Source organism: Streptomyces sp. NPDC028928 (genome assembly GCF_055564915.1).
The window spans coordinates 14,411-38,780 of record NZ_JBVHVI010000012.1; the positions used below are offsets into that span (position 1 = coordinate 14,411).

Annotated in this window: 20 protein-coding genes, 1 tRNA gene and 1 pseudogene; 7 read left to right on the top strand and 15 right to left on the bottom strand. The window is 70.6% G+C overall.

Annotated elements, in window-relative coordinates:
• Positions 1 to 113 precede the first annotated feature (113 nt).
• From ACZ4U1_RS27085 to ACZ4U1_RS27120, 8 genes are all read right to left on the bottom strand, one after another.
• Complete coding sequence (locus ACZ4U1_RS27085) at positions 114 to 1,907, bottom strand: trypsin-like serine protease (RefSeq protein ID WP_467906711.1); 1,794 nt, start codon at positions 1,905 to 1,907, stop codon at positions 114 to 116.
• A 161-nt stretch (positions 1,908 to 2,068) separates the two neighbouring features.
• Positions 2,069 to 4,081 carry a transcription termination factor Rho gene (gene rho / locus ACZ4U1_RS27090; protein WP_467906713.1) on the bottom strand — a complete coding sequence of 671 codons (2,013 nt, stop codon included), beginning with the start codon at positions 4,079 to 4,081 and terminating at the stop codon, positions 2,069 to 2,071.
• 403 nt (positions 4,082 to 4,484) lie between these two features.
• The gene (gene thrB / locus ACZ4U1_RS27095) at positions 4,485 to 5,402 is read right to left on the bottom strand and encodes a homoserine kinase (RefSeq protein WP_467906714.1); all 918 of its coding nucleotides are present in this window, start codon (positions 5,400 to 5,402) and stop codon (positions 4,485 to 4,487) included.
• A 239-nt stretch (positions 5,403 to 5,641) separates the two neighbouring features.
• On the bottom strand, positions 5,642 to 6,700 hold the full coding sequence (gene thrC, locus ACZ4U1_RS27100) for a threonine synthase (RefSeq protein WP_467906716.1): 1,059 nt from the start codon (positions 6,698 to 6,700) through the stop codon (positions 5,642 to 5,644).
• A 6-nt stretch (positions 6,701 to 6,706) separates the two neighbouring features.
• Positions 6,707 to 7,996 (bottom strand): homoserine dehydrogenase, encoded by a 1,290-nt coding sequence (locus ACZ4U1_RS27105; RefSeq protein WP_467907034.1) that lies wholly within the window; start codon positions 7,994 to 7,996, stop codon positions 6,707 to 6,709.
• A 161-nt stretch (positions 7,997 to 8,157) separates the two neighbouring features.
• A complete protein-coding gene (lysA, locus tag ACZ4U1_RS27110; RefSeq protein ID WP_467906718.1) occupies positions 8,158 to 9,549 on the bottom strand; it encodes a diaminopimelate decarboxylase in 1,392 nt (463 codons plus the stop codon).
• A gap of 54 nt (positions 9,550 to 9,603) precedes the next feature.
• Complete coding sequence (gene nrtL, locus ACZ4U1_RS27115; protein ID WP_467906719.1) at positions 9,604 to 10,581, bottom strand: ArgS-related anticodon-binding protein NrtL; 978 nt, start codon at positions 10,579 to 10,581, stop codon at positions 9,604 to 9,606.
• A gap of 94 nt (positions 10,582 to 10,675) precedes the next feature.
• The gene (locus tag ACZ4U1_RS27120) at positions 10,676 to 11,221 is read right to left on the bottom strand and encodes a response regulator (RefSeq protein ID WP_467906720.1); all 546 of its coding nucleotides are present in this window, start codon (positions 11,219 to 11,221) and stop codon (positions 10,676 to 10,678) included.
• A gap of 166 nt (positions 11,222 to 11,387) precedes the next feature.
• Here ACZ4U1_RS27120 and ACZ4U1_RS27125 point away from each other — a divergent pair.
• Positions 11,388 to 11,459, top strand: a tRNA-Arg gene (locus ACZ4U1_RS27125).
• Between the two features lie 222 nt (positions 11,460 to 11,681).
• Here the strand turns inward: ACZ4U1_RS27125 and ACZ4U1_RS27130 are convergent.
• The 5 genes and pseudogenes from ACZ4U1_RS27130 to ACZ4U1_RS27150 form a co-directional block, all read right to left on the bottom strand.
• Entirely contained in the window at positions 11,682 to 12,104 is a 423-nt protein-coding gene (locus ACZ4U1_RS27130; protein ID WP_467906721.1) for a hypothetical protein, read from the bottom strand.
• Between the two features lie 148 nt (positions 12,105 to 12,252).
• Positions 12,253 to 13,107: a nuclease-related domain-containing protein gene (locus ACZ4U1_RS27135; RefSeq protein ID WP_467906723.1), complete on the bottom strand. Its 855-nt coding sequence runs from the start codon at positions 13,105 to 13,107 to the stop codon at positions 12,253 to 12,255.
• 76 nt (positions 13,108 to 13,183) lie between these two features.
• A pseudogene (locus ACZ4U1_RS27140) lies at positions 13,184 to 13,582 on the bottom strand (tyrosine-type recombinase/integrase); the annotation flags it as partial.
• 218 nt (positions 13,583 to 13,800) lie between these two features.
• The gene (locus ACZ4U1_RS27145) at positions 13,801 to 15,066 is read right to left on the bottom strand and encodes a DNA sulfur modification protein DndB (protein WP_467906725.1); all 1,266 of its coding nucleotides are present in this window, start codon (positions 15,064 to 15,066) and stop codon (positions 13,801 to 13,803) included.
• Positions 15,067 to 15,626: 560 nt separating this feature from the next.
• A complete protein-coding gene (locus tag ACZ4U1_RS27150; RefSeq protein ID WP_467906726.1) occupies positions 15,627 to 15,986 on the bottom strand; it encodes an ArsR/SmtB family transcription factor in 360 nt (119 codons plus the stop codon).
• A gap of 134 nt (positions 15,987 to 16,120) precedes the next feature.
• Between ACZ4U1_RS27150 and ACZ4U1_RS27155 the strand changes: the two genes are divergently transcribed.
• Complete coding sequence (locus tag ACZ4U1_RS27155; protein WP_467906728.1) at positions 16,121 to 17,368, top strand: MFS transporter; 1,248 nt, start codon at positions 16,121 to 16,123, stop codon at positions 17,366 to 17,368.
• 134 nt (positions 17,369 to 17,502) lie between these two features.
• On the opposite strand, the gene ku is transcribed toward ACZ4U1_RS27155, so the two are convergent.
• Positions 17,503 to 18,516, bottom strand: coding sequence for a non-homologous end joining protein Ku (ku, locus tag ACZ4U1_RS27160; protein ID WP_467906729.1), 1,014 nt, complete (start codon positions 18,514 to 18,516; stop codon positions 17,503 to 17,505).
• Positions 18,517 to 18,569: 53 nt separating this feature from the next.
• Here ku and ligD point away from each other — a divergent pair, with 53 nt between their 5' ends.
• Positions 18,570 to 19,457 carry a non-homologous end-joining DNA ligase gene (gene ligD / locus ACZ4U1_RS27165; protein ID WP_467906731.1) on the top strand — a complete coding sequence of 296 codons (888 nt, stop codon included), beginning with the start codon at positions 18,570 to 18,572 and terminating at the stop codon, positions 19,455 to 19,457.
• A 6-nt stretch (positions 19,458 to 19,463) separates the two neighbouring features.
• On the opposite strand, the gene ACZ4U1_RS27170 is transcribed toward ligD, so the two are convergent.
• Positions 19,464 to 20,267, bottom strand: a complete 804-nt coding sequence (locus ACZ4U1_RS27170) for a nuclease-related domain-containing protein (RefSeq protein WP_467906732.1) — start codon at positions 20,265 to 20,267, stop codon at positions 19,464 to 19,466.
• Positions 20,268 to 20,366: 99 nt separating this feature from the next.
• On the opposite strand from ACZ4U1_RS27170, the gene ACZ4U1_RS27175 reads away from it, so the two are divergent.
• The 4 genes from ACZ4U1_RS27175 (at position 20,367) to ACZ4U1_RS27190 (ending at position 24,344) form a co-directional block, all read left to right on the top strand.
• Positions 20,367 to 20,873 (top strand): protein-tyrosine phosphatase family protein, encoded by a 507-nt coding sequence (locus tag ACZ4U1_RS27175; protein WP_467906734.1) that lies wholly within the window; start codon positions 20,367 to 20,369, stop codon positions 20,871 to 20,873.
• Between the two features lie 82 nt (positions 20,874 to 20,955).
• A complete protein-coding gene (locus ACZ4U1_RS27180; RefSeq protein ID WP_467906736.1) occupies positions 20,956 to 21,693 on the top strand; it encodes a hypothetical protein in 738 nt (245 codons plus the stop codon).
• Entirely contained in the window at positions 21,690 to 22,946 is a 1,257-nt protein-coding gene (locus tag ACZ4U1_RS27185; RefSeq protein ID WP_467906737.1) for an ATP-binding protein, read from the top strand. The genes ACZ4U1_RS27180 and ACZ4U1_RS27185 overlap by 4 nt, the downstream gene beginning before the upstream one ends.
• Before the next feature lie 39 nt (positions 22,947 to 22,985).
• Positions 22,986 to 24,344: an FtsW/RodA/SpoVE family cell cycle protein gene (locus tag ACZ4U1_RS27190; protein WP_467906739.1), complete on the top strand. Its 1,359-nt coding sequence runs from the start codon at positions 22,986 to 22,988 to the stop codon at positions 24,342 to 24,344.
• Positions 24,345 to 24,370: the final 26 nt, after the last annotated feature.

A 24,370-nucleotide genomic window follows, 5' to 3' on the forward strand; every position in this document is an offset into this window, starting at 1 on the left:
GGTCAGACGGAGAAACTCGGGAAAGGGTTGCACAACGCACAGTGCCCATCGCGTACGGCGATGGGCACTGTGTGTAGTCACTCAGTCCACGCGGACGGCGCTCACCTGCGGGTTCAGCCCCACAGGTCGTACGCCTGGAAACCGGTGCCGACGGAGATCCTTGTGGCAAAGATCTCGCTTGTGGCCTTTCCGGTGCCCTTGTACAGGTACAGCGTGCCGCCGGAGGTGCGGGCCAGGAAGTCGGCCTTGCCGTCACCGCTCACGTCGCCGACCGCGTCGAAGGCGTTGTAACCGGTCCAGGCGCTGCGCACCTTGATCCGGGTGGCGAAGGCGCCGGTGCCGGACTTCCCGGTCCCCTTGTACAGGTACAGGTCGCCGGTGCTGGACTTGCGGGCGAGCAGGTCGGCCCTGCCGTCGCCGGTGAAGTCGCCGTGCCCGCGCACCATGTTGTACTGGTTCCAGCCGGTGCCGACCTGCACCCGGGAGCCGAAGGTGCCGTTGCCCTTGCCCGGGTAGATCCACAGCGTGCCGCCGGAGTCCACGGAGAGCACGTCGGGCAGGTAGTCGCCGGTGATGTCGCCCGGGGTGACGATCCGGGTGCGGGTCTTCCAGCCGGTGAAGATCTTGGTGGTGGTCCAGGTGCCCTGGGTGCGGCTGCTGTTGAGCACGACGTGCTCCCAGTACACGTCACCGGTGGAGGCGACCCGGTAGACCAGGTCCTGGTAGCCGTCCCGGTTGAGGTCCGTCTGCAGCACCAGGTTGACGCCGGTCCAGTCGCCCCAGGAGACCGCCGCGCCGAAGGACGTGCCCTTGGAGTCCTTCTCGTACCCGACCTTCGTGGAGGACTTGCGCACGAAGAGGTCGGCCTTGCCGTCGTAGACCCTGTTGAACTGGCTCAGGTTGGTGTCGTCGAGCTGCGGGTAGGCCGCGCCGACGTACGTCGTGACCTTGCTGAAGACGCTGTAGGCGCCCTTCGCCACGCAGTCCTGGACGCCCCAGGAGACCACGCCGGCGATCCGGCCGTTCACGACGAGCGGTCCGCCGGAGTCGCCGTTGCAGGCCGACGTCGTACCGCTGTCGCTGCCGCTGGCCGGCGGGCCCGCGCACACCATGTGGCCCTTGACGAAGTCCGAGCCGTACGCGCCCGCGCAGGTGGTGTCGGACTGGATCGGCAGCGTGGCCGTCTTCAGCGTCTGGGAGATCGCCGAGCTGGTGGAGCTGGTACGGCCCCAGCCGTAGACCTTGGCGCTGGTGCCGGCGGCGTAGGAGGCGGTGTCGCCGGAGGTGACCATGCGGATCGGCGTGGCCTTGACCGGGACGGCCAGGGTGAGCACGGCGATGTCGTTGTCGATCTCCGCCGGGTTGTACGACGGGTGGTTCCACTGGCGCAGGACGCCGGTGGCCTGGCCGCCGTGCAGGTCGGCGTTGCCGGAGGAGTCGGTGGTGGGCAGCTGGTCGGTGCCGGTGACGACCGCGCCGTAGGCCTTCCAGTTGTAGGCCTTGCCGTTCTCGTCCCGGACGCAGTGCGCGGCGGTGAGGATCTTCGACGGGGAGACCACCGAGCCGCCGCAGAAGAAGTCGAGGTCGTCGCCGGTGTCGCTGGTGCCCTTGGTGTCGTGGTACCAGAGCTGAGCCATCCAGGGCGCCGAGGAGATCGTGGTCTCGCTGCCACCGATGATCTTCGGCGACACGGCGGAGGGGCTGCTGCTCTTGGCGGGCGCGCCGGCCCGCACGGCCCCGGCGATGCGCGCCTCCAGCGTGGCCTGGGAGGGCTGGCCCGTGACGGGCTGGGCGGTGGGCTCCGGCAGGGCGGTCGCTGTGCCGGCCGAGGTGGTCAGCAGCGCTACGGCGGCGGCGAGGGGCACGGCGAGGCGCAGGCGTCGTCTGTGCCGCCCGGGCAGGGGCATGGGCAAGGGAGGTCCCCCCAGGGAGAAGTGAGACGGGAGGGGCGCGTGGTGCGCTCCCACCTCTCACAGCGCCAGAAGGCCGCCCCCCGTCACTGGTGGACGAGGGGCGGCCTTCTTGCCTGGGCTTCTGCTGCCCTGGGCCTGTTGCCCGGGACGAACCGTCAGTCGCCGTTGCCCGGCGTCGGGGTCGTCTTCTGGATCTGCATCAGGAACTCGACGTTCGACTTGGTCTGCTTCATCTTGTCGAGAAGCAGCTCGATCGCCTGCTGCTGGTCCAGCGCGTGCAGGACGCGGCGGAGCTTCCAGACGATGCCCAGCTCCTCGGCACCGAGCAGGATCTCTTCCTTACGGGTACCGGACGCGTCCACGTCCACCGCCGGGAAGATGCGCTTGTCGGCGAGCTTCCGGTCGAGCTTCAGCTCCATGTTGCCGGTGCCCTTGAACTCCTCGAAGATCACCTCGTCCATGCGGGACCCGGTGTCCACCAGGGCGGTGGCGAGGATGGTCAGCGAGCCGCCGTCCTCGATGTTCCGCGCCGCACCGAAGAACCGCTTCGGCGGGTAGAGCGCGGTCGAGTCGACACCACCGGACAGGATGCGGCCGGAGGCCGGGGCGGCCAGGTTGTAGGCACGGCCCAGACGCGTGATCGAGTCGAGCAGCACGACCACGTCGTGGCCCAGCTCGACCAGTCGCTTGGCCCGCTCGATGGCCAGCTCGGCGACGGTCGTGTGGTCCTCGGCCGGACGGTCGAAGGTCGAGGAGATGACCTCGCCCTTGACCGACCGCTGCATGTCGGTGACCTCTTCCGGACGCTCGTCGACGAGGACGACCATCAGGTGGCACTCGGGGTTGTTGTGGGTGATCGCGTTGGCGATCGCCTGCATGATCATGGTCTTACCGGTCTTCGGCGGGGCCACGATCAGACCGCGCTGGCCCTTACCGATCGGCGAGACCAGGTCGATGATGCGGGTGGTGAGGACGCCGGGGTCCGTCTCCAGACGCAGGCGGTCCTGCGGGTAGAGCGGGGTCAGCTTGTTGAACTCCGGGCGGCCACGGCCGTGTTCGGGCGCCATGCCGTTGACGGAGTCCAGGCGGACCAGCGCGTTGAACTTCTCGCGGCGCTCGCCCTCCTTCGGCTGGCGGACCGCACCGGTGACGTGGTCACCCTTGCGCAGGCCGTTCTTGCGGACCTGGGCGAGGGAGACGTACACGTCGTTCGGGCCGGGCAGGTAGCCGGAGGTCCGGATGAAGGCGTAGTTGTCGAGGATGTCCAGGATGCCCGCGACGGGGATCAGGACGTCGTCCTCGGCGACCTGCGGCTCGGCGATCTCGTCACGGCCACGGCGGCCACGGCGGTCGCGGTAGCGGCCGCGACGGCCACGCCGGCCGCCCTCGAAGTCGTCGTCGTCCTGCTGACGGTCCTGGCGGCCGCCCTGCTGCTGGCCCTGCTGCTGACGCTGCTGGCCGCCCTGCTGCTCGTCGCCCTTGTTGCGCCGGTCGCGGTCCCGGCCGCGCTCACGGCGGTCCCGGCGGCCACGGCCCTCGCCGTCACCGGCATCGCCCTTGGCCTCGCCCTGCTGCTGCGCCTGCGGCTGCTGCTGCGCGGGCGTCTCGGTCTTGGCCTCGGTCTTGGCCTCGGCGGCGACGGTCTCGGCGCCGCTCGCGGCCGGGCTGCCCGCCTCGGCGGTGGCACGGCGGCGACGGCGCTCGGTCGGGGCGTCGTCGGTGGGGGCACCTCCCTGCTCGAGCGGAGCCGAGAGCTTGGGGGAGGGCTGGCCGGGGATCTCGATCTGCTGCTGGGCCACGGCCTTCTCGGCAGGGGCCTCGGCTGCCTTCTCCGCCTTCTTCTCGGCGGCCTCGCCGGTGCGGGCCTTGGAGGTGGCCCGGCGCTTCGGCTTGGTCTCGGTGGCGGTGTCGGCCTTGGCGGCGGGGGCGCCCCCGGCGGCCTGCGCCTCCTTGATGACCTCGATCAGCTGGCTCTTGCGCATCCGCGCGGTGCCCCTGATCCCGAGGCCCGAGGCGACCTGCTGCAGCTCGGCCAGCACCATGCCCTCGAGGCCGGTACCGCGGCGCCGCCGGGAGCCGGCACCGGTGGCAGGCGCGGAGGCGTCCGTGGCGGGCGCGGCAGCGGTCTCCTCGACACGTGCGCCCATCAGATCGGTGGTGTCGCTCACGAAGGGTCCTTCCCTGGAGCGGACGTCGGCCTGTCTGGCTCGGCGACCGGTTGTGCTGTCCGGCTACGGTCCTGTCTTCTGCGAACCGTGCCGGGGCGGTGGTCCGCCAAAGCGGCGGAAGAAATGTGCGGTGATGGCGCTTCCGCGAGCCGTGGCACCCAGTGTCACGTGACGTGGTAGCACCGATTCCGAAGCGTGCCCGGCGGCCCGCTCAGTACTCGCATACGACGTACTGCCCAGGTACGACGCAAGGAACACGGAGTGGCGCGGGAGGCTCCCGGAAGAATGTCTGTCCCGGACGGGGACACGAGGCACCTCGCCATGGTGGGGTCGGGTGCAGACTTGAGGTTAACACTACCGGATCCAACAAACATTCCCCCTCTCCAAATCCGGCAACCGTGTGTCAGGTCGCAAGCGGCAGCACGCTCGCTCCCTGGACATCCAGGTCCAGCCGGTTGGCGGCCCAGCCCTCACCCGCGAGGTGAGAGACCTTGTCGGCGCTGTCGGCGTCGGCGAGGGCCATGACGGTGGGCCCGGCGCCCGAGATCACGGCCGGAATGCCGTCGGCCCGCAGCCGCTCCACCAGCGCGGCGCTCTCCGGCATGGCCGGGGCGCGGTACTCCTGGTGCAGACGGTCCTCGGTGGCGGGCAGCAGCAGCTCGGGGCGCCTGGTCAGGGCCTCGACGAGCAGGGCGGCGCGGCCCGCGTTGGCGGCGGCGTCGACGTGCGGCACGGTGCGCGGGAGCAGGCCGCGCGCGGTCTCGGTCAGAACCGGCTTTCCGGGCACGAAAACCACCGGAACGATGGAATGGTGCGGCTCCATCCTGATGGCCCGGGCGGTGCCGGCCTCCATCCAGGACAGGGTGAAGCCGCCGAGCAGACAGGCGGCCACGTTGTCCGGATGGCCCTCGATCTCGGTGGCCAGTTCCAGCAGGGCGGCGTCGTCCAGACGGGCCTCGCCGCCTATGGTCACCGCGCGGGCGGCGACGATGCCGGCGCAGATGGCGGCGGAGGAGGAGCCGAGGCCCCGGCCGTGCGGGATCCGGTTGGCGCAGACGATCTCCAGGCCGCGGGGCTGCCCGCCCAGCAGATCGAAGGCGGTGCGCAGGGAACGGACGAGGAGGTGGCTCTCGTCCCGCGGGAGGGTCTCGCTGCCCTCGCCCGCGATGTCGATGTGCAGCCCGGAGTCGGCCACCCGGACGACCACGTCGTCGTAGAGCCCCAGCGCGAGGCCCAGGGCGTCGAAGCCCGGACCGAGGTTGGCGCTGGTGGCGGGAACGCGCACCCGGACGGCGGCGGCTCGGAACGCTGGACCGGCCATCGCTCGTTGACTCTCCTTGAGCTGCGTGACTGTCGAAGACACTCGATATACGTACGGGAGACCCTCAGGCCGCGCAGAGGGCGCGGCGCCGCCCATGTGCGAGGGCATATGCAGCGGGCGGGTTTCTCTACAGCCTATCGAAGGAAGGTTCTGTGGCGACATAGGGCGCACAGGAGGCGCACGATGCGTGTCGTAAGCCCCCTGTGCTCCCTGTCAGGGAGAACCCCGGTGCCGGGCGCTCAGGCGAGGCCCAGGCGCTCGGCCGCGGTGGCCGCGTCGACCGGGACGGTGACCGGCTGCGGGGCGCCGGCGACGGCCCAGTCGGGGTCCTTCAGGCCGTTGCCGGTGACGGTGCACACGATGCGCTGGCCCGGGTCGACCTTGCCCTGCTCGGCGGCCTTGAGCAGACCGGCCACGGAGGCGGCGGAGGCGGGCTCCACGAAGACGCCCTCCTGCGCGGCCAACAGGCGGTAGGCGCGCAGGATTTCACGGTCCGTCACCTCGTCGATGGCCCCGCCGGACTCGTCGCGGGCCTGCAGGGCGTACTGCCAGGAGGCCGGGTTGCCGATGCGGATGGCGGTGGCGATGGTGGAGGGGTCCTTCACGACCTCGCCGCGCACGATCGGGGCACTGCCGGACGCCTGGAAACCCCACATTCGAGGGGTTTTGGTGGCGATGCCGTCGGCGGCGTACTCCTTGTAGCCCTTCCAGTAGGCCGTGATGTTGCCCGCGTTGCCGACCGGGAGGACGTGGATGTCGGGCGCGTCGCCGAGCATGTCCACGATCTCGAAGGCGGCCGTCTTCTGGCCCTCGATACGCACCGGGTTGACCGAATTCACCAGCGCCACGGGGTAGTTCTCGCTCAGTGCCCGCGCCAGGGTGAGGCAGTCGTCGAAGTTGCCGTCGACCTGGAGGATCTTCGCGCCGTGCACGAGGGCCTGGCCCATCTTGCCGAGGGCGATCTTGCCCTGCGGCACGAGGACGGCCGACACCATGCCCGCGCGCACCGCGTACGCGGCGGCGGAGGCGGAGGTGTTGCCGGTGGAGGCGCAGATGACGGCCTTCGCGCCCTCCTCCTTGGCCTTGCTGATGGCCATGGTCATACCGCGGTCCTTGAAGGACCCGGTCGGGTTGGCGCCCTCCACCTTCAGGTGGGCCTCGCAGCCCGTGCGCTCGGAGAGCACCTGCGCGGGCACGAGGGGCGTGCCGCCCTCGCGGAGCGTCACGACCGGCGTGGTGTCGGATACCGGCAGCCTGTCCCGGTACTCCTCGATGATTCCGCGCCACTGGTGGGTCATTGCTGGTTACTCTCCTTCAACCCGCATGATGCTGGCGACACCCCGCACGGTGTCGAGCTTGCGCAGTGCCTCGACGGTCCCGGAGAGGGAGGCGTCGGAGGCCCGGTGGGTGACGACGACGAGGGAGGCCTCGCCGTCCTTGCCCTGCTGCCGAACGGTGTCGATCGACACGCCGTGCTCGGCGAAGACGGTGGCGACCTGGGCGAGCACGCCCGGTTTGTCGGCCACGTCGAGGCTGATGTGGTACCGGGTGACGACCTCGCCCATCGGGGAGACGGTCAGGTCGGCGTACGCCGACTCGCCGGGCCCGGTGGCACCGTTGAGCCGGTTGCGGCAGACGGCGACGAGGTCGCCGAGGACGGCGGAGGCGGTGGGCGAACCGCCGGCGCCGGGGCCGTAGAACATCAGCTGTCCCGCGGCGTCGCTCTCCACGAAAACGGCGTTGTACGCGCCGCGCACGGAGGCGAGCGGGTGGGTGAGCGGGATCATCGCGGGGTGCACGCGCGCGGTGACGGACGTACCGTCCGCGGAGCGCTCGCAGATGGCGAGCAGCTTGATGGTGCAGCCCATCTCCTTGGCGGAGCGGAAGTCGGCGGCGGTGACCTCGGTCATGCCCTCGCGGTAGACGTCGTCCAGGCGCACGCGCGTGTGGAAGCCGATCCCGGCGAGGATGGCGGCCTTGGCGGCGGCGTCGAACCCTTCGACGTCGGCGGTCGGGTCGGCTTCCGCATACCCGAGGGCGGTGGCCTCGTCGAGGGCCTCCTGGTAGCCGGCCCCCGTGCTGTCCATCTTGTCGAGGATGAAGTTGGTGGTGCCGTTGACGATGCCGAGCACCCGGTTGACCTTGTCGCCGGCGAGCGACTCGCGCAGCGGCCGGATCAGCGGGATGGCACCGGCGACGGCGGCCTCGTAGTAGAGGTCCTTGTTGTTCTGTTCCGCCGCGGCGTGCAGGGCGGCCCCGTCCTGGGCGAGCAGGGCCTTGTTGGCGGAGACGACGGAGGCGCCGTGCTCGAGGGCGGTGGTGATGAGCGTCCGGGCCGGCTCGATGCCCCCGATGACCTCGACCACGACGTCGATGTCGCCCCGTTTCACGAGGGCGGTGGCATCGGTGGTGACCAGGCTCGGGTCGATGCCCTCACGCACCTTGCCGGGCCGCCGCACGGCGACGCCGGCCAGCTCGACCGGTGCGCCGATCCGGGCCGCGAGGTCGTCGGCGTGCGTCGTCATGATGCGCGCCACCTCTGAGCCGACAACCCCACAGCCCAGCAGCGCCACCTTCAGCGGACGCGTACGCATCATCCGACCTCGTTTCCTCATACCGTCTACGGTTGGACCAGTCTCACTCACCGGACGGGAGTTTCTACCCTTCGTCCGGATCGTGAGACGTGTATTTCATTTGCTGGGGCCGGGGAGACCGGAGATCTTCCCGCCCCTTTTCCGGTTACCGGCTGCTGTTGCTAGCCGACGTCGAGACGCAGAAGATCCTCCTCCGTCTCACGCCGGACGATCACCCGGGCCTCGCCGTCGCGTACGGCGACGACGGGCGGCCGGAGCACGTGGTTGTAGTTGCTGGCCATGGACCGGCAGTAGGCACCCGTGGCCGGTACGGCGACCAGGTCACCCGGTGCCAGGTCGGCCGGCAGGAACGCGTCCTTGACCACGATGTCCCCGCTCTCGCAGTGCTTGCCGACGACGCGCGCGAGCATGGGCCCGGCGTCGGAGGTCCGGGACACGAGGGCGACGCTGTACTCGGCGTCGTACAGCGCGGTGCGGATGTTGTCCGACATGCCGCCGTCGACGGAGACGTAGGTCCGCAGCCCGTCGAGCGGCTTGACGGTACCGACCTCGTACAGCGTGAAGGCGGTCGGCCCCACGATGGCGCGCCCCGGCTCGACGGAGATCCGAGGCGTCCGCAGCCGGGCGGCCTCGCATTCCCGGGTGACGATCTCGGTGAGCGCCTTGGCGATCTCGTGCGGCTCCCGGGGATCGTCGTCGCTGGTGTAGGCGATCCCGAGACCGCCCCCGAGATCGATCTCGGGCAGCTCGACCCCGTGCTCGTCGCGAATGTCCTTCAGCAGCCCCACGACCCGGTGGGCGGCCACCTCGAAGCCCGACATGTCGAAGATCTGCGACCCGATGTGGGAGTGGATCCCGATCAGCTCCAGCCCGTCGAGCTGCAGCGCCCGCCGCACGGCCTCGGCGGCCTGCCCGCCGGCGAGCGGAATGCCGAACTTCTGGTCCTCGTGGGCGGTGGCGATGAACTCGTGGGTGTGCGCCTCCACACCCACGGTGATGCGGATCTGGACCCGCTGCCGCTTCCCGAGCGCCTGCGCCGCATGGGCGACCCGCACGATCTCCTGGAAGGAGTCGAGAACGATCCGCCCGACACCGGCCTCGATGGCCCGGGTGATCTCCTCGGCGGACTTGTTGTTGCCGTGGAAGGCGATGCGGTCGGCGGGCATCCCGGCGGACAGCGCGGTGGCCAGTTCGCCGCCGGAGCAGACGTCCAGATTGAGCCCCTCCTCGTTCAGCCACCGCACGACGGCCCGGGAGAGGAAGGCCTTCCCGGCGTAGAAGACATCGGCGTCCTGGCCGAACGCGGTGCGCCAGGCACGCGCACGGGCCCGGAAGTCCGTCTCGTCGAGGATGTAGGCGGGCGTGCCGTACTCCTCGGCGAGCCGGCTGACGGGAATCCCGCCGACCGTGACCACACCGTCGTCGCCGCGCGTCACCGTCTGCGCCCACACCTTCGGGTCCAGGGCGTTGAGGTCGGCGGGCGGAGCGGAGTAGTGCCCCTCGGGCAGGACGTCGGCGTGGCGGGGCCCGGCGGGATGGGCGGAACGGCTCATGACGTGGCTCTCAGACTCTCTGTCTCTCTCCGGGGGCACATCTGCTCTGGCGCCTCAGAGATGTTCGGGTGCGTCGATGCCGAGCAGGGACAGGCCGCCGGCCAGCACCGTCCCGGCGGCTTCGGCAAGCGCCAGCCGGGCCCGGTGGGCGGCCGAGGGTTTCTCCTCACCGACGGGAAGCACGGAAGGCAGCAGGGGCAGCACGGCATCGGCGACGGTGACGAGATGCCGGGCGAGCCGGTCCGGGGCACGGTGGATGGCGGCCCCGGCGAGGATGCGAGGGTGATCGGCGAGCGGGCTGAACAGGGAACTCTTGACGCCCCCCAGCGGACCGGCCTCCGCGGCGAATCCCAGCCGGCCGGCGTTACGGCTGACGGAGCGGACGCGGGCGTGGGCGTACCGCACCCGGAACAGCGGATTGCCCTCCCGCTGGACCAGGTGATCGGCGGTGATCCGGGGCCGGTCGTGCGGGGCGGGGTGGAGCAGCGCCCACCGGGCGGCATCGGGCCCGAGCGGCGCGGGATCCTCCGGCGCCGGCACGGGCCGCAGGTTGGCGGGCTCCCCGTGCTCGACGGCGGCCCGCCCGCCCTGGGCCGCCACAAGGCGTACGACGGCGTCGGCGACGACCTCGGCCCGCACCTCGTACGGCACCCGCAGCGCGACGACCTGCCCGGCGAGGGCGTCACCGTGCCCGTACCGGACGCCCTGCTCCCGGATCTCCCGCACGAGCCCCACGACGGGATCAACCTGCTCTTCAAGACTGATGTTGAGGAACCCGGCCCCGGTGACGACGACGTCCCGGATCCCCTCGGCACCGACAAGACGGCCCCGCAGAATCTCGGCGACCCGCCCCGGTGGCTGCCCGGCCGGCCGGGCGAGCTGCAACGCGATGGTGGTGGCGAAATCCCCGCACCCCCCGGGCCCCGGCTCGGTCACCACGGCCCGCTCGGGCACGGTCACACTCAGCTCCCCGTCATCGACAGCACAACGCACCGCGCGCAGCACGGTCCGGGACAGCTCGACGGGGGTCACGGGACAAGCGTAGGGGAGGAGGGGGGTGGGGGTGCGAGCCGGTTATGGGTGGGGCTCCGACCGTGCGGTGGTCTGCTCACCGAGTGGCACCGGCCTACCCGCCGAAGGACATCCCACCGGGCACACCATCGGGAGACGCCCCGTCACCGTCGATCTCCCCGCCACCACCCCCGCCCTGATCTCCTCCACCGGGATCTCCTCCACCGAGATCTCCCCCACCGGGATCTCCCCCATGTGCCGCTCCCCCACGGCCCTCATGTCCGGTCCGCCGCTCGATGAGGTGCTTCACGAGCCGTACCAGCTCGGCGGGCTCGAAGGGCTTGGCGAGGAAGGCGTCCACGCCGACATCGAGGCCGGTCTCGACCTCGTACTGCGTGCACGCACTGATGATCGCGAGGGGCAGGTGGTGCGTACGGGGATCGGCCCGGAGCCGGGCGGCGGTGCGGAGCCCGTCCAGCCGGGGCATGACCACGTCGAGCGTCACGACGTCCGGCCGCACCTGGTGCACCACGTCCAGACACTCGGCACCATCGGCCGCGGTCACGACCTCTAGCCCTTCCAGTTCGAGGTTGACCCTGATCAGCTGCCGGATGACCTTGTTGTCGTCCACAACAAGCACCCGGCCCGGAGCGCCTGGCACAAGTCGAGAGTAGGTCCGGACCGGCCACCGCGTCCGGGTTTTCCCCACTTCCACCCCCTACCGGGGACGCGCCCACCCCCGCCCGGGGAAACGGGTTCCTGATCACCCCCGCGGACCTGCTAATGTTCTACACGTCGCCGCGAGCGAGAAGCTCCGCAGCCGACACGCCCCCGTAGCTCAGGGGATAGAGCAACGGCCTCCGGAGCCGTGTGCGCAGGTTCGAATCCTGCCGGGGGCACTTCGCATGAAGTGCCTAAAGACCCCGCCATCAGCGAGTTCGCTGCGGACGGGGTCTTCGCGTATGCGCAGGCGTATGCGGCCTGGAGCGGGCGTATGCCGGGGTCTGTGGACGAGGTGTGGACGGGATCTTGGAGCGTTCTCCCAGGTGAGCCCCGCAAAACGATGTGGCCCCGGACCCGGGACAGGTGTGGGGCCACATCGCAAGGCGGTACCCACTCCCCTAGTCGGCGGTGACCCCCCAGTAGGCGATCTGCGCGGGCCTACCGTCGCGGTAGAGCACTGTGCAGTTCCCCCGGGCGCGGCGTGGGAAGTCCAACTGCTCGGAGCCGAGCGCGGCGTCCCACTCCTCGTAGGTGGGCCGGCCGTGTGGAGCCCACGCTCGCACCTCGTCATCGGTCAGCGGCCGCATGAACGGACCGTCATCCGTGTCCGCGGCCTCGATCATGAGAGGGAAGTCCAACACGGAGCCCGTGCCGCCGGTGAAGATGTACTCCTGCCACTCCGGGTCGCGCCACAGTTCCTCGACGGACCGCCCCTCGAAGCCGTGGTTGTCCCGCGCCAGCTCGTCTTCCTGCTCCTGCCGGAACGCGGCCGCCAGATCACGCTGATACGGGCCCGTGTGTCTCCATGCGTTGCCACCCATCCGCGTCCCCTCTCCACTCGAACAGCCTTTCAAGAGCGGAGGGTAAGAGACGGCACTGACAGGGCACCCAGCTCCGACGATGGCCACCCCCTGGAGGCCGGCCACAGGCCCCGCAGGGAAGGTCGGCACCTCGCTGAGACGCAACGGCTCAGGCCCGACTCCAAGTCTGGCGATGGCGAGCGACGCCGTACACCTGCTCCACCTGGTCGGCCGTGAGAACGCCTGAGAGCGGACCGAGGGCCGACACCTGGCGCTCCTGGTACACCCGGACATCGAGCTGCGTAGCGACCACCTTGAGCTCGGTGACGCCCACGAAGACGAGCACCGGCTCCACCGGTACCGGGAAGTCGCAATAGCGCTCAAGCACTCGGGCGACCCGCTTGGCCTCCGCCCGGCTCTTGCGGGCGTAGGGCGCCGGTTTCCCGTGATCGACTTTCACGGAATCGTCCCCGACCCATACGGCCCTCTTGTCGTGGTGCTTCGTATTGACGCTGAACACTCCACCAGGCCCGATCAGTAAGTGATCGATATCCACTTTGTTAGCCGAGGGGATGGAGTGCAGGATGCGCCAGCCGTGGCGCCCCAATCGGTTCAACTCGGCTCCCACTCGCCGCTCCCCCGCCAATCCCTTTCGCCAGGAGTCCCATTCCGAGGGCCGCCGCAGAAGCCGCGAGACGACTCGCTCCATCAGCCCCGGGCCGGATTCGGCGAGGAGATCACGCAAGGACTGCCCGGGAGGGTTGACGGCCAGATCGTCGGCTGGCGTCAGAGGCGGCAGCATCGGACGCGCCTGAGCCTCCGACACCCTGTCTGGCGAGACAGGCTCGGTGAGATTCTGTAAGTGCTTTGTGAGCACGGCGATCACGTCGTCACGACACTCGGCCCGCAAAACCGTGATGTCCCCCGTCGTGACGTCCGCCCAACCGGCCGCGGTGCCATCAGGCAGGTTGGCGTACAGACGATCATGCCCGTACCGCTTCCAGCGCGTGACGTGCAGTTCCACAAGGCCCCCTGTGCTCCCGCGTTGACGTTGCAGATATGCCAGCAGCAAGCGAGACGGGGCCACAAGACCACAGGGACTCGTACTCACGGAGCAGGTCCTCCATGCGGCGGTTGGCGACGTCCTGCCGTCCGTCGAGGCACTTCGCGTAGCACGTCAGCAGGACCTCAACGCTGTTGCCGGCGCGCTCGGCAACCTCCGTGGGGTCGACACCCGCGTTGAGCCACGTCGACAGCGCCGAGTGCCGAAGGTCGTACGGCCTACTCGCGAGCGGAGAGGCAGCGACGGCCGGTGGGAGCGCCAGGAGTCGAGCCTCCTGCCATACGCGGTAGTAGGTCGAGGACGGGACAACCGAGCCCTTCTCGCTGAAGAAGAGCCGCCCGTCATCCGCCGTGCCGAACGTGGCCAGGTGCTCGCGCAGCACGGCGACGAGCTGGGGCGGGATGGGCACACGCCGAACGTCCTCAGTCGGTCGATCGCCCGATTCCGGTCACCATCGCCCCTTAGGCGAACTTCTCATGGTGGGAAATATTTACATGCAACTTGCATCGCCTGACTGAGGCGCCAACTGACCCGAGGCTCTGCGGTTCAACTCGCTCGCTCCGAACTCTGCAACCGCGAGGGTGCTAACACGCTCCCATCAGAGACGCAAAGGGCGCCGCTTCAAAAGCAGCGCCCTCCTCCCGAATACTCCCCTTACAGCGCGTCGGGCGCCTTCTTGTACCAGCTCGCGATAACGCCCACCAAGTGAACGATGTTCTGCGTGCGCATGATCGGGGCTGATGCATTAGGCTCGAAGTCCACGTTGGCCGCGGTAGTACGCCAAATGCTGGCCTCGGAGACCGGAGCGGCCATGTGCGGGTCGAGACGCCTAAAGAAGTCGGTGATGTCGTCGAGCTCGGTCGGATTCTCACCTCCCCGGAGCTCTCGGAACACACCGCCAAGAACTCGGAGCATGCCCACCGAGCCGAGGAGCGAGGTCCGGCGGACCTCCTGGGCCATGGTGAGCTCACCAGGCTGACGCTCCGCTTCGGGGTCGTCCTCCGTAAGCGAGGCGAGGGCAGTGAAGGCGTTGGAGATAACGTCAAGGAAGTCCTTGACCTGCTCGATCACCTCACCGTCGGTGAGAGTTTGCTCAGCCTTTTTGCTGATCCGGCCGCCGGCACCAGCGATGACGGCTCGGGTGATGTCGGCGACGTGCTTGGCCCCCATGAAGTTGGGATTCTTGAGCGTCATGCGGTCCTGCTCGGCGTCGACTCGGCCCTTCAGCAGCGGATGGTCGATGACGTCGGACAAGGTGCGGTTGGCTACCTTGTAGCTGTCGAACCGGGCGCGGACGGCGCTGCTGATGCCCTTGGCGTTGTCGGCGACGTCCACGAACATCTGTTGAGCCTTGATCGGGTCTGGTTCGACATAGATGTCCAGGCCGACGTACTCGGCCTTGAGGCGGTTCATCTGTCCGATGAGCTTCTCGCGTTCGGCCTCAAGCTTCGCGAACTTCTCAGGGCTGACCTTGCGAGCCATTTCGCGGTCTACGGCGGAGATGGCATCGGTGATGCGCTGCTTCTCAATTGCGACGCCGAGCACACGGTGCTGACCGTCGATGGTCCGCAGACTGGAGACGCCGCCGATTGCCCACGGAACGGTGAGGTAGCCGACGGCGCCCTGGTCATCCACCTTCTCGAAGGTGCATCCTCCGCCGTCCCGAGCCAGCAGCGCTGGGGCGACCCAGTCCTGCTTGGTGTCGAGGTACTCACCGAAGTGCTTGGCGTGCAGGCGGTCGACCTTGCGGTTGTCTTTGTCGACGTTGTTCGGGTCGGGGACGGGGAGGATCGTCGGGAGGTCGAGGAGTGGAACACGAACGCTGAAGACCGTGCGTCCCCCCTGTGGCGTCTTGATGGCGAGATACGTGCTGGAGTCCTGCGGCTTCGACAGTCGCAGCGGGTCGACGGCAATGGTCACGCGAGCCCCCCAATGGGATCAGCCACGCACTTAGTCGACGTGGCAACAACCAAACCGTAAAGCACAGTTGGTAATCCCGGTTAGTAATCTCTTGCACTGGAACCTAAGTTGATAATACTTACCTCAAAAGGGTCAACCTTGGCGTAATTTGATGAAAAATGACCGGCTCTGATCACGAGCCTCGCCAGCCGTAAATAGCTACCAATGGCGGACCCAGGCGGGGGGACGGCTGTCGACGAGCTGTTGGCTGCGAAGATTGGGCCGACCGACATATCCGGTGCAGCTCGGCGGATCGGCCTGATGAAAGTTGGGGGCACTGCCCCTCGTCAACTGTGGGGATACGTCCGACGCCTAAGCGGTGATCGCGCCGCGGTACCCCGTTGATCGACGCCGGGTTCGACCTTGTCATCCCTCGCCGTAGAGACAAGAACGCTTAGAGCCCACATAACCCCTCGCTCTCACCTTCGTCTCGACCAGCACGATCATGCGGTTGACCAGCGCAGGTGCCTAACGCGCACTGGTTGCGCGTGAGCCAACACTGCAGTCAGCCGGTCGCCGGTTCAGTCGTCGGCCGCCGGGGTCCATGCCGCCACCAGGTCCAGTAGGCCGGGGAAGCGGGTGTTCAGGTCGGCCACGCGGACGTGGCTGCGGCGCTCGAGGCCGTACTGGCGCTGGCGGGTGATGCCGGCCTCGCGCAGGGCCCGGAAGTGGTGGGTGAGTGAGGACTTGGGGCGGTCCAGGCCGAACCAGCCGCAGGTGTGGTCGAACTCCTCCGACTCCAGCAGCAGTTTGCGGACGATCCGCAGTCGGAGTGGGTCGCTGAGCGCGCCCAGCACCGTCTCCAGCCGGAGGTCGGAGACGGCCGGCTCGGGCAGCGGGTCGGGCAGGCCGGGCGGCTCCGGCAGCACCTTGATGGTCAATTGCGGCTCCCTCTCCCCGGCTTCATGTCCTCGACTTCCTGTACGACTTCGATCGTACTGCATGTTAAGTTCGACTTCACACGTACAAGTACGAGTCGACTCGTACTGTCGGACTTCCCGGGGAGGACTGTGTCATGACGGAGACGGAGACGGAGACGGCCACTGCGGTGCGTGCGGCTGCCTCAGCGCACCGCGGTGAGGTGCCCGTCCGCTGGATCTGGCTCGCCGCCTGGCCCGTGACGGCGGTGTTCGTGCTGTCCAACGCGACCACCCCGCTCTACGTGCTGTGGCAGCGCGAGATGGGCTTCGGCAAGGGCATGCTCACCGTGGTCTTCGCCTGCTACATCGCCGGGCTGCTCGGCTCCCTGCTGGTGTCCGGCGTGCTCTCCGACCGGATCGGCCGCAAGCCCGTACTGCTGCCCGCGCTGGGGCTCGCCCTCGTGGCCTGCCTGGTCTTCGCGACCGCCGGTGGCGTGGCCGCGCTGATCGTCGCCCGGCTGTGCACAGGTATCGCGGTCGGGGCCATGGTATCGGCGGGCATGGCCGCGGTGACGGACGTGGCCGGCCCCGCCCGCCGCCGGCTCGCGGCGCTGCTCGCCTCCTGCGCGATGGTGTTCGGCGCGGGGCTCGGGCCGCTGCTCGCGGGCGTCCTCTCCGAGACCCTGCCGGCGCCCACGGTCACCGTGTTCGGGGTGGAGGCGGTGCTGCTCGGCTCGGCCGTCGCGGTGGTGCTGCGGATGCCGGTACGGCGTAGCGGCACCGGCGGTACGGGGGCCTGGGTCCGTGTGCCGGGTGTGCCGCGGGGCGCCGGTCGGTCGCTCGCGCTCGGCATCGCCGTCTTCGCGCCCGGCATCACCGCCACGTCCTTCGTCCTGTCGCTCGGCCCCTCCCTCCTGTCGGACCTGCTGGGGACGGGGAGCCGGATGGTGTCCGGCGTGCTGGCGTTCGCGATGTTCCTCAGCGCGACGGGTGTGCAGTTCGCGGTACGGCGACTGCGCCGCCGCACGGTCCTGCTCGCCGGGGCCGGCGCCACCGCCCTCGGCATGCTCGCGCTCGTCATCGCCGTCCACACCGGCTCGGTGCCCGCGCTGGGCGCCGCCGCGCTGCTGGGCGGGGCCGGGCAGGGCATGGGGCAACTGGGCGGTCTGTCCCTGCTGAACTCGACGGTACCGGGGGGCCGCCTGGCCGAGGCCAACGCTGCGTTGAACGTGGGGGGTTACCTTCCCGCCGGGCTCCTCCCCGTCACCGCGGGCTATCTCAGCGACGGGGTGGGGCTGACGACAGGGGCGACGATCTTCGGCACGGTGCTGGCGGCTCTGGCGGTGGCCGGAGGCGGACTGGTGCTGCTGGGCCGGCACGGCCGGCCCAACCCTCTCGACTAGGCTGCCGGGCGGGCGCCGTCCCAGCGGCACGTCCGCCCTCCGCTGCCGGCGTCCCCAAGGGGCGCGGGAACCGCGCGAGCGGCCACCATGTGCCCGTAGTCGTGCACCGGACCGGCACCCCCCTGAAGCACACCTCACGCCGGCCGCTTGCGCGACGATGTCTTCTTCGCCGTCGCGGTCTTCGCCGTCGTCTTCTTCGTCGTCTTCTTCGCCGCCCCCTCCCCCGCCTTGGACGTCGATTTGCGCGCGGGGGCGGCCTTCTTCGCCGGGGTCGTCTTCTTCGCCGTGGAGGTCGACTTCTTGCCCCCCGTCTCCTTGGGCGCGGCCCGGCCCTGTCGCAGGGGTCTGACCTCGGCCTCCGCGGTGCCGGCCTCGCGGGACTCGCGGGCGGCGCGGACGCTGCTCTCCAGGGCGGCCATGAGGTCGAGGACCTTGCCGCCGGCGGCGGGGGCGGGGGCCTCGGGCGGGGCCTCGCCGGAGGCCTTCGCGGCGATGACCTCCTCCAGCGCCTCCTGGTACTCGTCGTGCAGGTCGGCCAGGTCGACCTCGCCGAGGGTGTCCATCAGGGCGTCGGCGAGGTCGAGTTCCTTGTCGCGGATGGTGACGTCCACATCCGGGGCGACGCCTTCCGGGGCCCGGACCTCGTCGGGCCAGAGCAGGCCGTGCATGGCGATGGCGTCGCCGACGACCCGGAGCATGCCGAGTCGCTCCCGGCCGCGGAGCGCGTACTTGGCGATGGCGACCTTGTTGCTGCGCTTGAGGGCCTCCCGCAGGAGGGTGTACGGCTTCGCCGCGGGCGCCCCGCTCGCCGCGAGGTAGTACGCCGCGCCCATCTGGAGGGGGTCGATCCGGTCGCCCGGCACGAAGGCCACGATCTCGATGGTGCGGGCGGTCGGGATGGGCAGGTGGGACAGGTCCTCGTCGGTGATCGGGATGATCGAGCCGTCGGCGTCCTCGTACCCCTTGCCGATCTCGGCCTGGCTGACCTCCCGGTCCTCCAGTTCGCACACCTTGCGGTAGCGGATGCGGCCGTTGTCCTCGGTATGGATCTGGCGGAAGGCGATGGCGTGGCTCTCCGTCGCGTTCACGAGCTTGATCGGGATGCTGACGAGCCCGAAGGAGATGGCGCCGTTCCATATCGACCGCACGTGCCGCACCCTTCCTTTGGAGATTTCTCCGCTTTGTCTGGGATTGTCATCCTATGACGCCTATCACAGAGGTGGAGGGGCGCCGGGTCGCGCTCAGCAACCTGGAGAAGGTGCTGTATCCGGAGACCGGCTTCACCAAAGGGGAGCTGCTGCACTACTACGCGACGACCGCCGCGGCCCTGCTGCCGCATCTGCGGGACCGGGCGGTGTCCTTCCTGCGCTATCCGGACGGCCCCGAGGGGCAGCTGTTCTTCACCAAGAACGTGCCGCCGGGTACGCCCGAGTGGGTCACCACCGCCGAGGTGCCGCGGTCCTCGGCGGAGAGTCCGGCCCGGATGGTGGTGCTGCAGGATCTGCCCAGCCTGGTCTGGGCGGCGAACCTGGTCACCGAGTTCCACACCCATCAGTGGCTGGTGCAGCGGCCGGAGGAGGCCGACCGGCTGGTCTTCGACCTCGATCCGGGCGCGCCCGCGACGGTCGTGCACTGCTGCGAGGTCGCCCTGTGGCTGCGCGAGCGGCTCGCGGCGGACGGGATCGAGGCGTACCCGAAGACGGCCGGGTCGAAGGGGCTGCATCTGCTGGCGGCGGTGCGCGGGGGTTCCTCCGAACGGACGAGTGAGTACGCGAAGGCGCTGGCCGTGGAGGCGGAGCGGGCGATGCCGCGGCTGGTGGTGCACCGGATGACGAAGAGTCTCAGGCCGGGGAAGGTGTTCGTCGACTGGAGCCAGAACGCGGCCCGCAAGACCACGGCCACCCCGTACACCGTGCGCGCCCGCCGGATCCCGCTGGTGTCGGCGCCGGTGACCTGGGAGGAGGTCGCCGACTGCCGGAGCCCGGGGCAGCTGGAGTTCCGGCCGGAGGACATCGCCCCACGGCTCCAGGACCTCGGCGATCTGATGGCCCCCCTGACAGACCCGGCGGAAGCCGCCCCCCTCCCCTGAGCGGCGCTAGGCGCTCCCCCAGGTGTTCCGGTCACGGGCCATCCCGTGCAGGGCCTCCACGTCCGCCGGTTTGAGCACCCCGCCCAGCCGGCCCAGGTCCGTCAGCTCGGTGTCCGTCAGGATCCGCACCCCGCGCGGCTCGGCCGTGACGGTCACCTCGGCCGGGCCGACCAGGGCCAGCAGCGGGCGGACCTCGGCGGTCAGGGCGTAGGTGGCGCGGTCGGCGTCGGAGCGCAGCCGGCGCAGCAGCGGCTCGGGCTCGCGACGGCCCAGGGTGACCATCGGGTCGGCGACCAGGACCCGGGTCCTGCGGGCGTACAGGGCGTGCACGGCGAACAGGCCGCCGGGGCCGATCGCCAGGTGGTGGATGCGGTCGCCGCCGGGCAGGGGGAGGGAGTGCAGGGTGTGCCAGCCGGCCCCCTCCAGGCCGTCGAGGGCCTCGCCTACGGTCTGCTCGGCGGTCAGGGCGCGCCGGCGCGGGTCGGGGCGCAGCCGGTGGGTGGGGCCGGGGTCGCGGTCGAGGGTGACGAGCAGGGCCTCGCCGGGGCGGTTGGGTGCCAGGTCGTCGTCGGGGTGGAGGGTGAGCCGGGCGAGTTCCGCGGGGGTGGGCACCGGGGGCGGGCCGACGGTGACCGGGCCGGTCAGGAAGGGTTTCAGGGCGTGGAGGACCTCGTCCCTGCTGTCCTCGCCGAGCAGGTTGACCCGGCCCGTCTCACGGTCGTACCAGGCGACGTTGGATCCGTCCTCGCGGCAGACGTACAGCCGCTCCCGGCCGTGCCGGAAGGCCGGCACCACGCGCAGTCCGCTCATGCGCCATCACCCCTCGACCATGGGAACAGGCGGGGTGCTCCCGGGGCAAGACCGGTTACCGTGGAGGGCGGCCCTGCGAGGGGAGTTGGGGAGGCGCCGTTGCGGACCCGCGGAATGCAGCCCGACGTGCCGGCTCCGGAGAGCCCGTGGAACGAGATCGTGCCCGGTCTGTGGATGGGCGGGCACGAGTTCCGGGGCCGTTCCGGACGGCTGGAGTTCGCCGTCGTACGAGACGAGTTCGACCTGGTGCAGTCGCTGCTGCGGCTGCCGGGGTACGGGCCCGGTCCGGAGGTGGAGCACCATGTGTGGCCGATACCGGACGGGCCGCTGGACGGGACGCAGCTCGCCGGGGTGATCCGGCTGGCGCGGGCGGTGAACGAGGCGCTGGACGCCGGCCGCCGGGTGCTCGTGCGCTGTTACCACGGCTACAACCGCTCGGGGCTGGTCATCGCGCACGCACTGGTCCAGCGGGGTGACTCGGCGGACCAGGCGATCCAGCTGATCCGGGCCCGGCGTTCGGCGTGGGCGCTGCACAACGAGCTGTTCGTGGAGTACCTGCGGGCGGGTCTGGCGACCGTGCGGCTGCTGGAGGAGCTGGCCGAGTAGCCTCTCCTCCGCACCGCAGCCGCGCTCGCGTCACACCGGGCGTACGAAGCAGTACAAAGCGCACTTCGGTCAGAATGTAAAGATGCCAGTCCGTCGTGCCGCGCGCACCGCCCTCGCCGTGACCGCCGTCGCCCTGCTCTCGGCGTCGGCGGCGGCCTGCGGGGACACCGGTGCCCTGCAGGGCGCCGGACCGACCCCGACCGCGGTCAGCCCGGCCAGGCTCTGGCCCGATCTGCGGCCGGCGTCGAGCCCGGCCTACCCCTACGACGTGGCGACCCGGGAGACCGTCAAGGGGATCAGGGTGCCCGGCGACGACATCCGGAAGGTGGACCCGGTGGACGTCGTCGAGGCGGAGCTGGCGGCGCGCCCCGACGACTACGGGTCGAAGGGGGCGTACCACGCGACGGTGGACCGGATGAAGGAGTGCCGGCCGGGCGGGAAGCGGGCGCGGTGTCCGCTGCTCAAGCCGTACTACCGGGATCTCACCGGGGACGGCCGGGCCGATCTGACGCTCGGCTTCCGGCTGTATCCGACCAACCAGACGGCGGTGCGGGTCTACACCGTCGAGGGGCACAGGCTCGTGCAGGTGCTGGCCGACAACGACGCGATCGTCGGGGTGGAGCTGGCCGGCCGGGCGCTGATCGAGCGCTCGCCGGCCGACATCTCCGGCTACGAGTACCGCACCACCTGGGTGTGGGACCCGGGCCAGCGCGCGATGGTGTTCTCCAGCGACGAGTACCTGCACGTCGGCGACGGCCGGCACGGCAAGACCCCGTCCCCCTCGCCCTCCCCGGCGGACACCGCGAAGAGCCCGCGATGAGGCTCACGCTGCCCCCCTGGGCCGGGGCCCTCGCCGTCAAGGCCGCCGCGTTCATCACGGTGATGTGCTGTGCGCTGGCGGCGCTGCTCGGGGTGCTCGTCCATGTCTCGGTGACCAACCAGACCGTCGGCCAGGCCCGCGACCTGGCGCTGTCCCGGCTCGCCGACGCCACCCAGGCGTACGAGGCCGGGGACACGCTGCTGCCGGGTGCCGGGGTGGACCCCGACGGGCTGCCCGCGCCGCTGCGGACGATGGCGGCGGCCGGGGAGCGCGGCACGATGGTCGCCACCTACCGGGGGCGCCCGACCATGTGGGCGGCGGGACCGGTGGCCGGGCACCGGGCGCTGGCCGTGGAGGTCGACTACTCGCAGCAGGCCCGCACCATCGACGGTCTCGACCGGTCGATCCTGTGGTCGTCGGGGCTGGCGATCGGCGCGACCGTGCTGGTCGGCGTGTTCGCGGTGACCCGGGTGACCCGGCGGCTGCACGGCACCGCGCGGGTGGCCCGGCGGATCAGCGCCGGTGATCTGGACGCCCGGGTCGACGACCCCCGTACGAAGGACCCGACCCGGCCGCAGGACGAGGTCGCCGCGGTCGCCGCCGCGCTGGACTCGATGGCCTCCTCGCTGCAGGGCAAGCTGCTGAGCGAGCAGCGGTTCACCGCGGACGTCGCGCACGAGCTGCGCACCCCGCTGACCGGGCTGCACGCGGCGGCGGAGCTGCTGCCTCCCGGGCGGCCGACGGAGCTGGTGCGGGACCGGGTGGCGGCGCTGCGCACGCTCACCGAGGACCTGCTGGAGATCTCCCGGCTGGACACCGGGCGGGAGCGGCCGGCGGTCGGCACGGAGGCGCTGGGCGCGCTGGCCGAGCGGGTGGTACGGGCCTCGGGCACCGACACCGAGGTGCGGGTCCTGCGGGACGTCCGGGTGGAGACCGACCGGCGGCGGCTGGAGCGGGTGCTCGGCAATCTGGTGGCCAACGCGCACAAGCACGGGGCGCCTCCGGTGGTGCTGACCGTGGACGGGCCGGTGGTGACCGTACGGGATCACGGGGCCGGGTATCCGGAGTACCTGGTGGCTCACGGGCCGCAGCGGTTCCGCACGGAGGGCGGGGCCAAGGGACACGGGCTGGGGCTGACCATCGCGGTGGGGCAGGCGGAGGTACTGGGCGCCACGCTGGGCTTCGCCAACGCGGTGGACGGGGGCGCGGTGGCGACGCTGACGTTGCCCGTAGGGGCGCGCCCGGCCCACTAACACCGGACACAAGACGCCCTATTTCGGTAGGTTCCGGGCATGACGAAGGCCGGAACCACCCTGGCGGCCCCCGCTCCCGCGCGCGCCCCGCGCCTTCCCCGGCGCCGGGGTGTCGAACTGTCCCTGCTCGTGCTGGCCGTCCTGCTGTCCGTGTACGGCTACTGCGCGGTGGGGCTGGCGCGGACGGGTACCGTCCCGCCCGGCGCCGTCGGGTACGGAGCCGGGCTCGGCCTGCTGGCCCTGTTCGCCCATCTCGCGGTGCGGATCCGGGCGCCGTACGCCGATCCGCTGCCGCTGCCCATCGGTGTGCTGCTCAACGGGCTGGGCCTGGTGCTGATCTACCGGCTGGACCTGGAGACACCGCGCGACCAGGCGGCCCCCACCCAACTGGTGTGGTCGACGCTGGGGGTGGGCCTGTTCATCGGGGTCGTGCTGGTGCTGCGCGACCACCGGGTGCTCCAGCGGTACGCGTACGTCTGCGTGGTGGCCGCCCTCGCCCTGCTGGCGGCGCCCATCCTGTTCCCGGCGGTGAACGGGGCCCGGATCTGGATCCGGATCGCCGGGTTCTCCATCCAGCCGGGCGAGTTCGCGAAGGTGCTGCTCGCGGTGTTCTTCGCCGCCTACCTGGCCGCCAACCGCAGCGCGCTCGCGTACACCGGCCGCCGGCTGTGGCGGCTGCAGTTCCCGACCGGGCGGGTGCTCGGGCCGATCCTGACGATCTGGCTGCTGAGCGTGGGCGTACTGGTGCTGGAGCGGGACCTGGGGACCTCCCTGCTGTTCTTCGGGTTGTTCGTGGTGCTGTTGTACGTGGCGACCGGGCGCACCGGGTGGATCGCGGTCGGGCTGGTGCTGGCGGTGCTCGGCGCCGTCGCCGTGGGGCGTCTCGAACCCCATGTGGGCGGGCGGATCGAGGACTGGCTGCACCCGTTCGCCACCATCGAGGCCGGGCAGGGACCCAACCAGCTCTCCCAGTCGCTGTTCGCCTTCGCCGCCGGCGGGATCCTCGGCACCGGGCTGGGGCTCGGCCATTCGATCCTGATCGGCTTCGCCGCGAAGTCGGACTTCATCCTGGCCACCGCCGGGGAGGAGCTGGGCCTCGCGGGCCTGGCGGGGATCGTGCTGCTGTACGCCCTGCTGGTGGAGCGCGGCTACCGGGCGGGCCTCGCGCTGCGCGAGCCGTTCGGCCGGCTCCTCGCGGTCGGGCTGGCCTCGATCGTGGCGCTGCAGGTGTTCGTGATCGCGGGCGGGGTCACCGGGCTGATCCCGCTGACCGGCATGGCGATGCCGTTCCTCGCCCAGGGCGGCTCCTCGGTGGTCACCAACTGGGCGATCGTGGCGCTGCTGGTCCGGGTGAGCGACTCGGCGCGCAGCCAGTACGACGGCCGGGAGGCGCCGTGACCGAGTACGGCGGCCTCCCCGACAGC

What these genes read in the sequence shown, in the direction of transcription:
- ACZ4U1_RS27085 (WP_467906711.1), bottom strand. Translation starts at nt 1,907, where the DNA reads ATGCCCCTGCCCGGGCGGCACAGACGACGCCTGCGCCTCGCCGTGCCC.
- thrB (WP_467906714.1), bottom strand. Translation starts at nt 5,402, where the DNA reads ATGGCCGGTCCAGCGTTCCGAGCCGCCGCCGTCCGGGTGCGCGTTCCC.
- thrC (WP_467906716.1), bottom strand. Translation starts at nt 6,700, where the DNA reads ATGACCCACCAGTGGCGCGGAATCATCGAGGAGTACCGGGACAGGCTG.
- ACZ4U1_RS27105 (WP_467907034.1), bottom strand. Translation starts at nt 7,996, where the DNA reads ATGCGTACGCGTCCGCTGAAGGTGGCGCTGCTGGGCTGTGGGGTTGTC.
- lysA (WP_467906718.1), bottom strand. Translation starts at nt 9,549, where the DNA reads ATGAGCCGTTCCGCCCATCCCGCCGGGCCCCGCCACGCCGACGTCCTG.
- ACZ4U1_RS27130 (WP_467906721.1), bottom strand. Translation starts at nt 12,104, where the DNA reads ATGGGTGGCAACGCATGGAGACACACGGGCCCGTATCAGCGTGATCTG.
- ACZ4U1_RS27155 (WP_467906728.1), top strand. Translation starts at nt 16,121, where the DNA reads ATGACGGAGACGGAGACGGAGACGGCCACTGCGGTGCGTGCGGCTGCC.
- ligD (WP_467906731.1), top strand. Translation starts at nt 18,570, where the DNA reads ATGACGCCTATCACAGAGGTGGAGGGGCGCCGGGTCGCGCTCAGCAAC.
- ACZ4U1_RS27170 (WP_467906732.1), bottom strand. Translation starts at nt 20,267, where the DNA reads ATGAGCGGACTGCGCGTGGTGCCGGCCTTCCGGCACGGCCGGGAGCGG.
- ACZ4U1_RS27180 (WP_467906736.1), top strand. Translation starts at nt 20,956, where the DNA reads ATGCCAGTCCGTCGTGCCGCGCGCACCGCCCTCGCCGTGACCGCCGTC.
- ACZ4U1_RS27185 (WP_467906737.1), top strand. Translation starts at nt 21,690, where the DNA reads ATGAGGCTCACGCTGCCCCCCTGGGCCGGGGCCCTCGCCGTCAAGGCC.
- ACZ4U1_RS27190 (WP_467906739.1), top strand. Translation starts at nt 22,986, where the DNA reads ATGACGAAGGCCGGAACCACCCTGGCGGCCCCCGCTCCCGCGCGCGCC.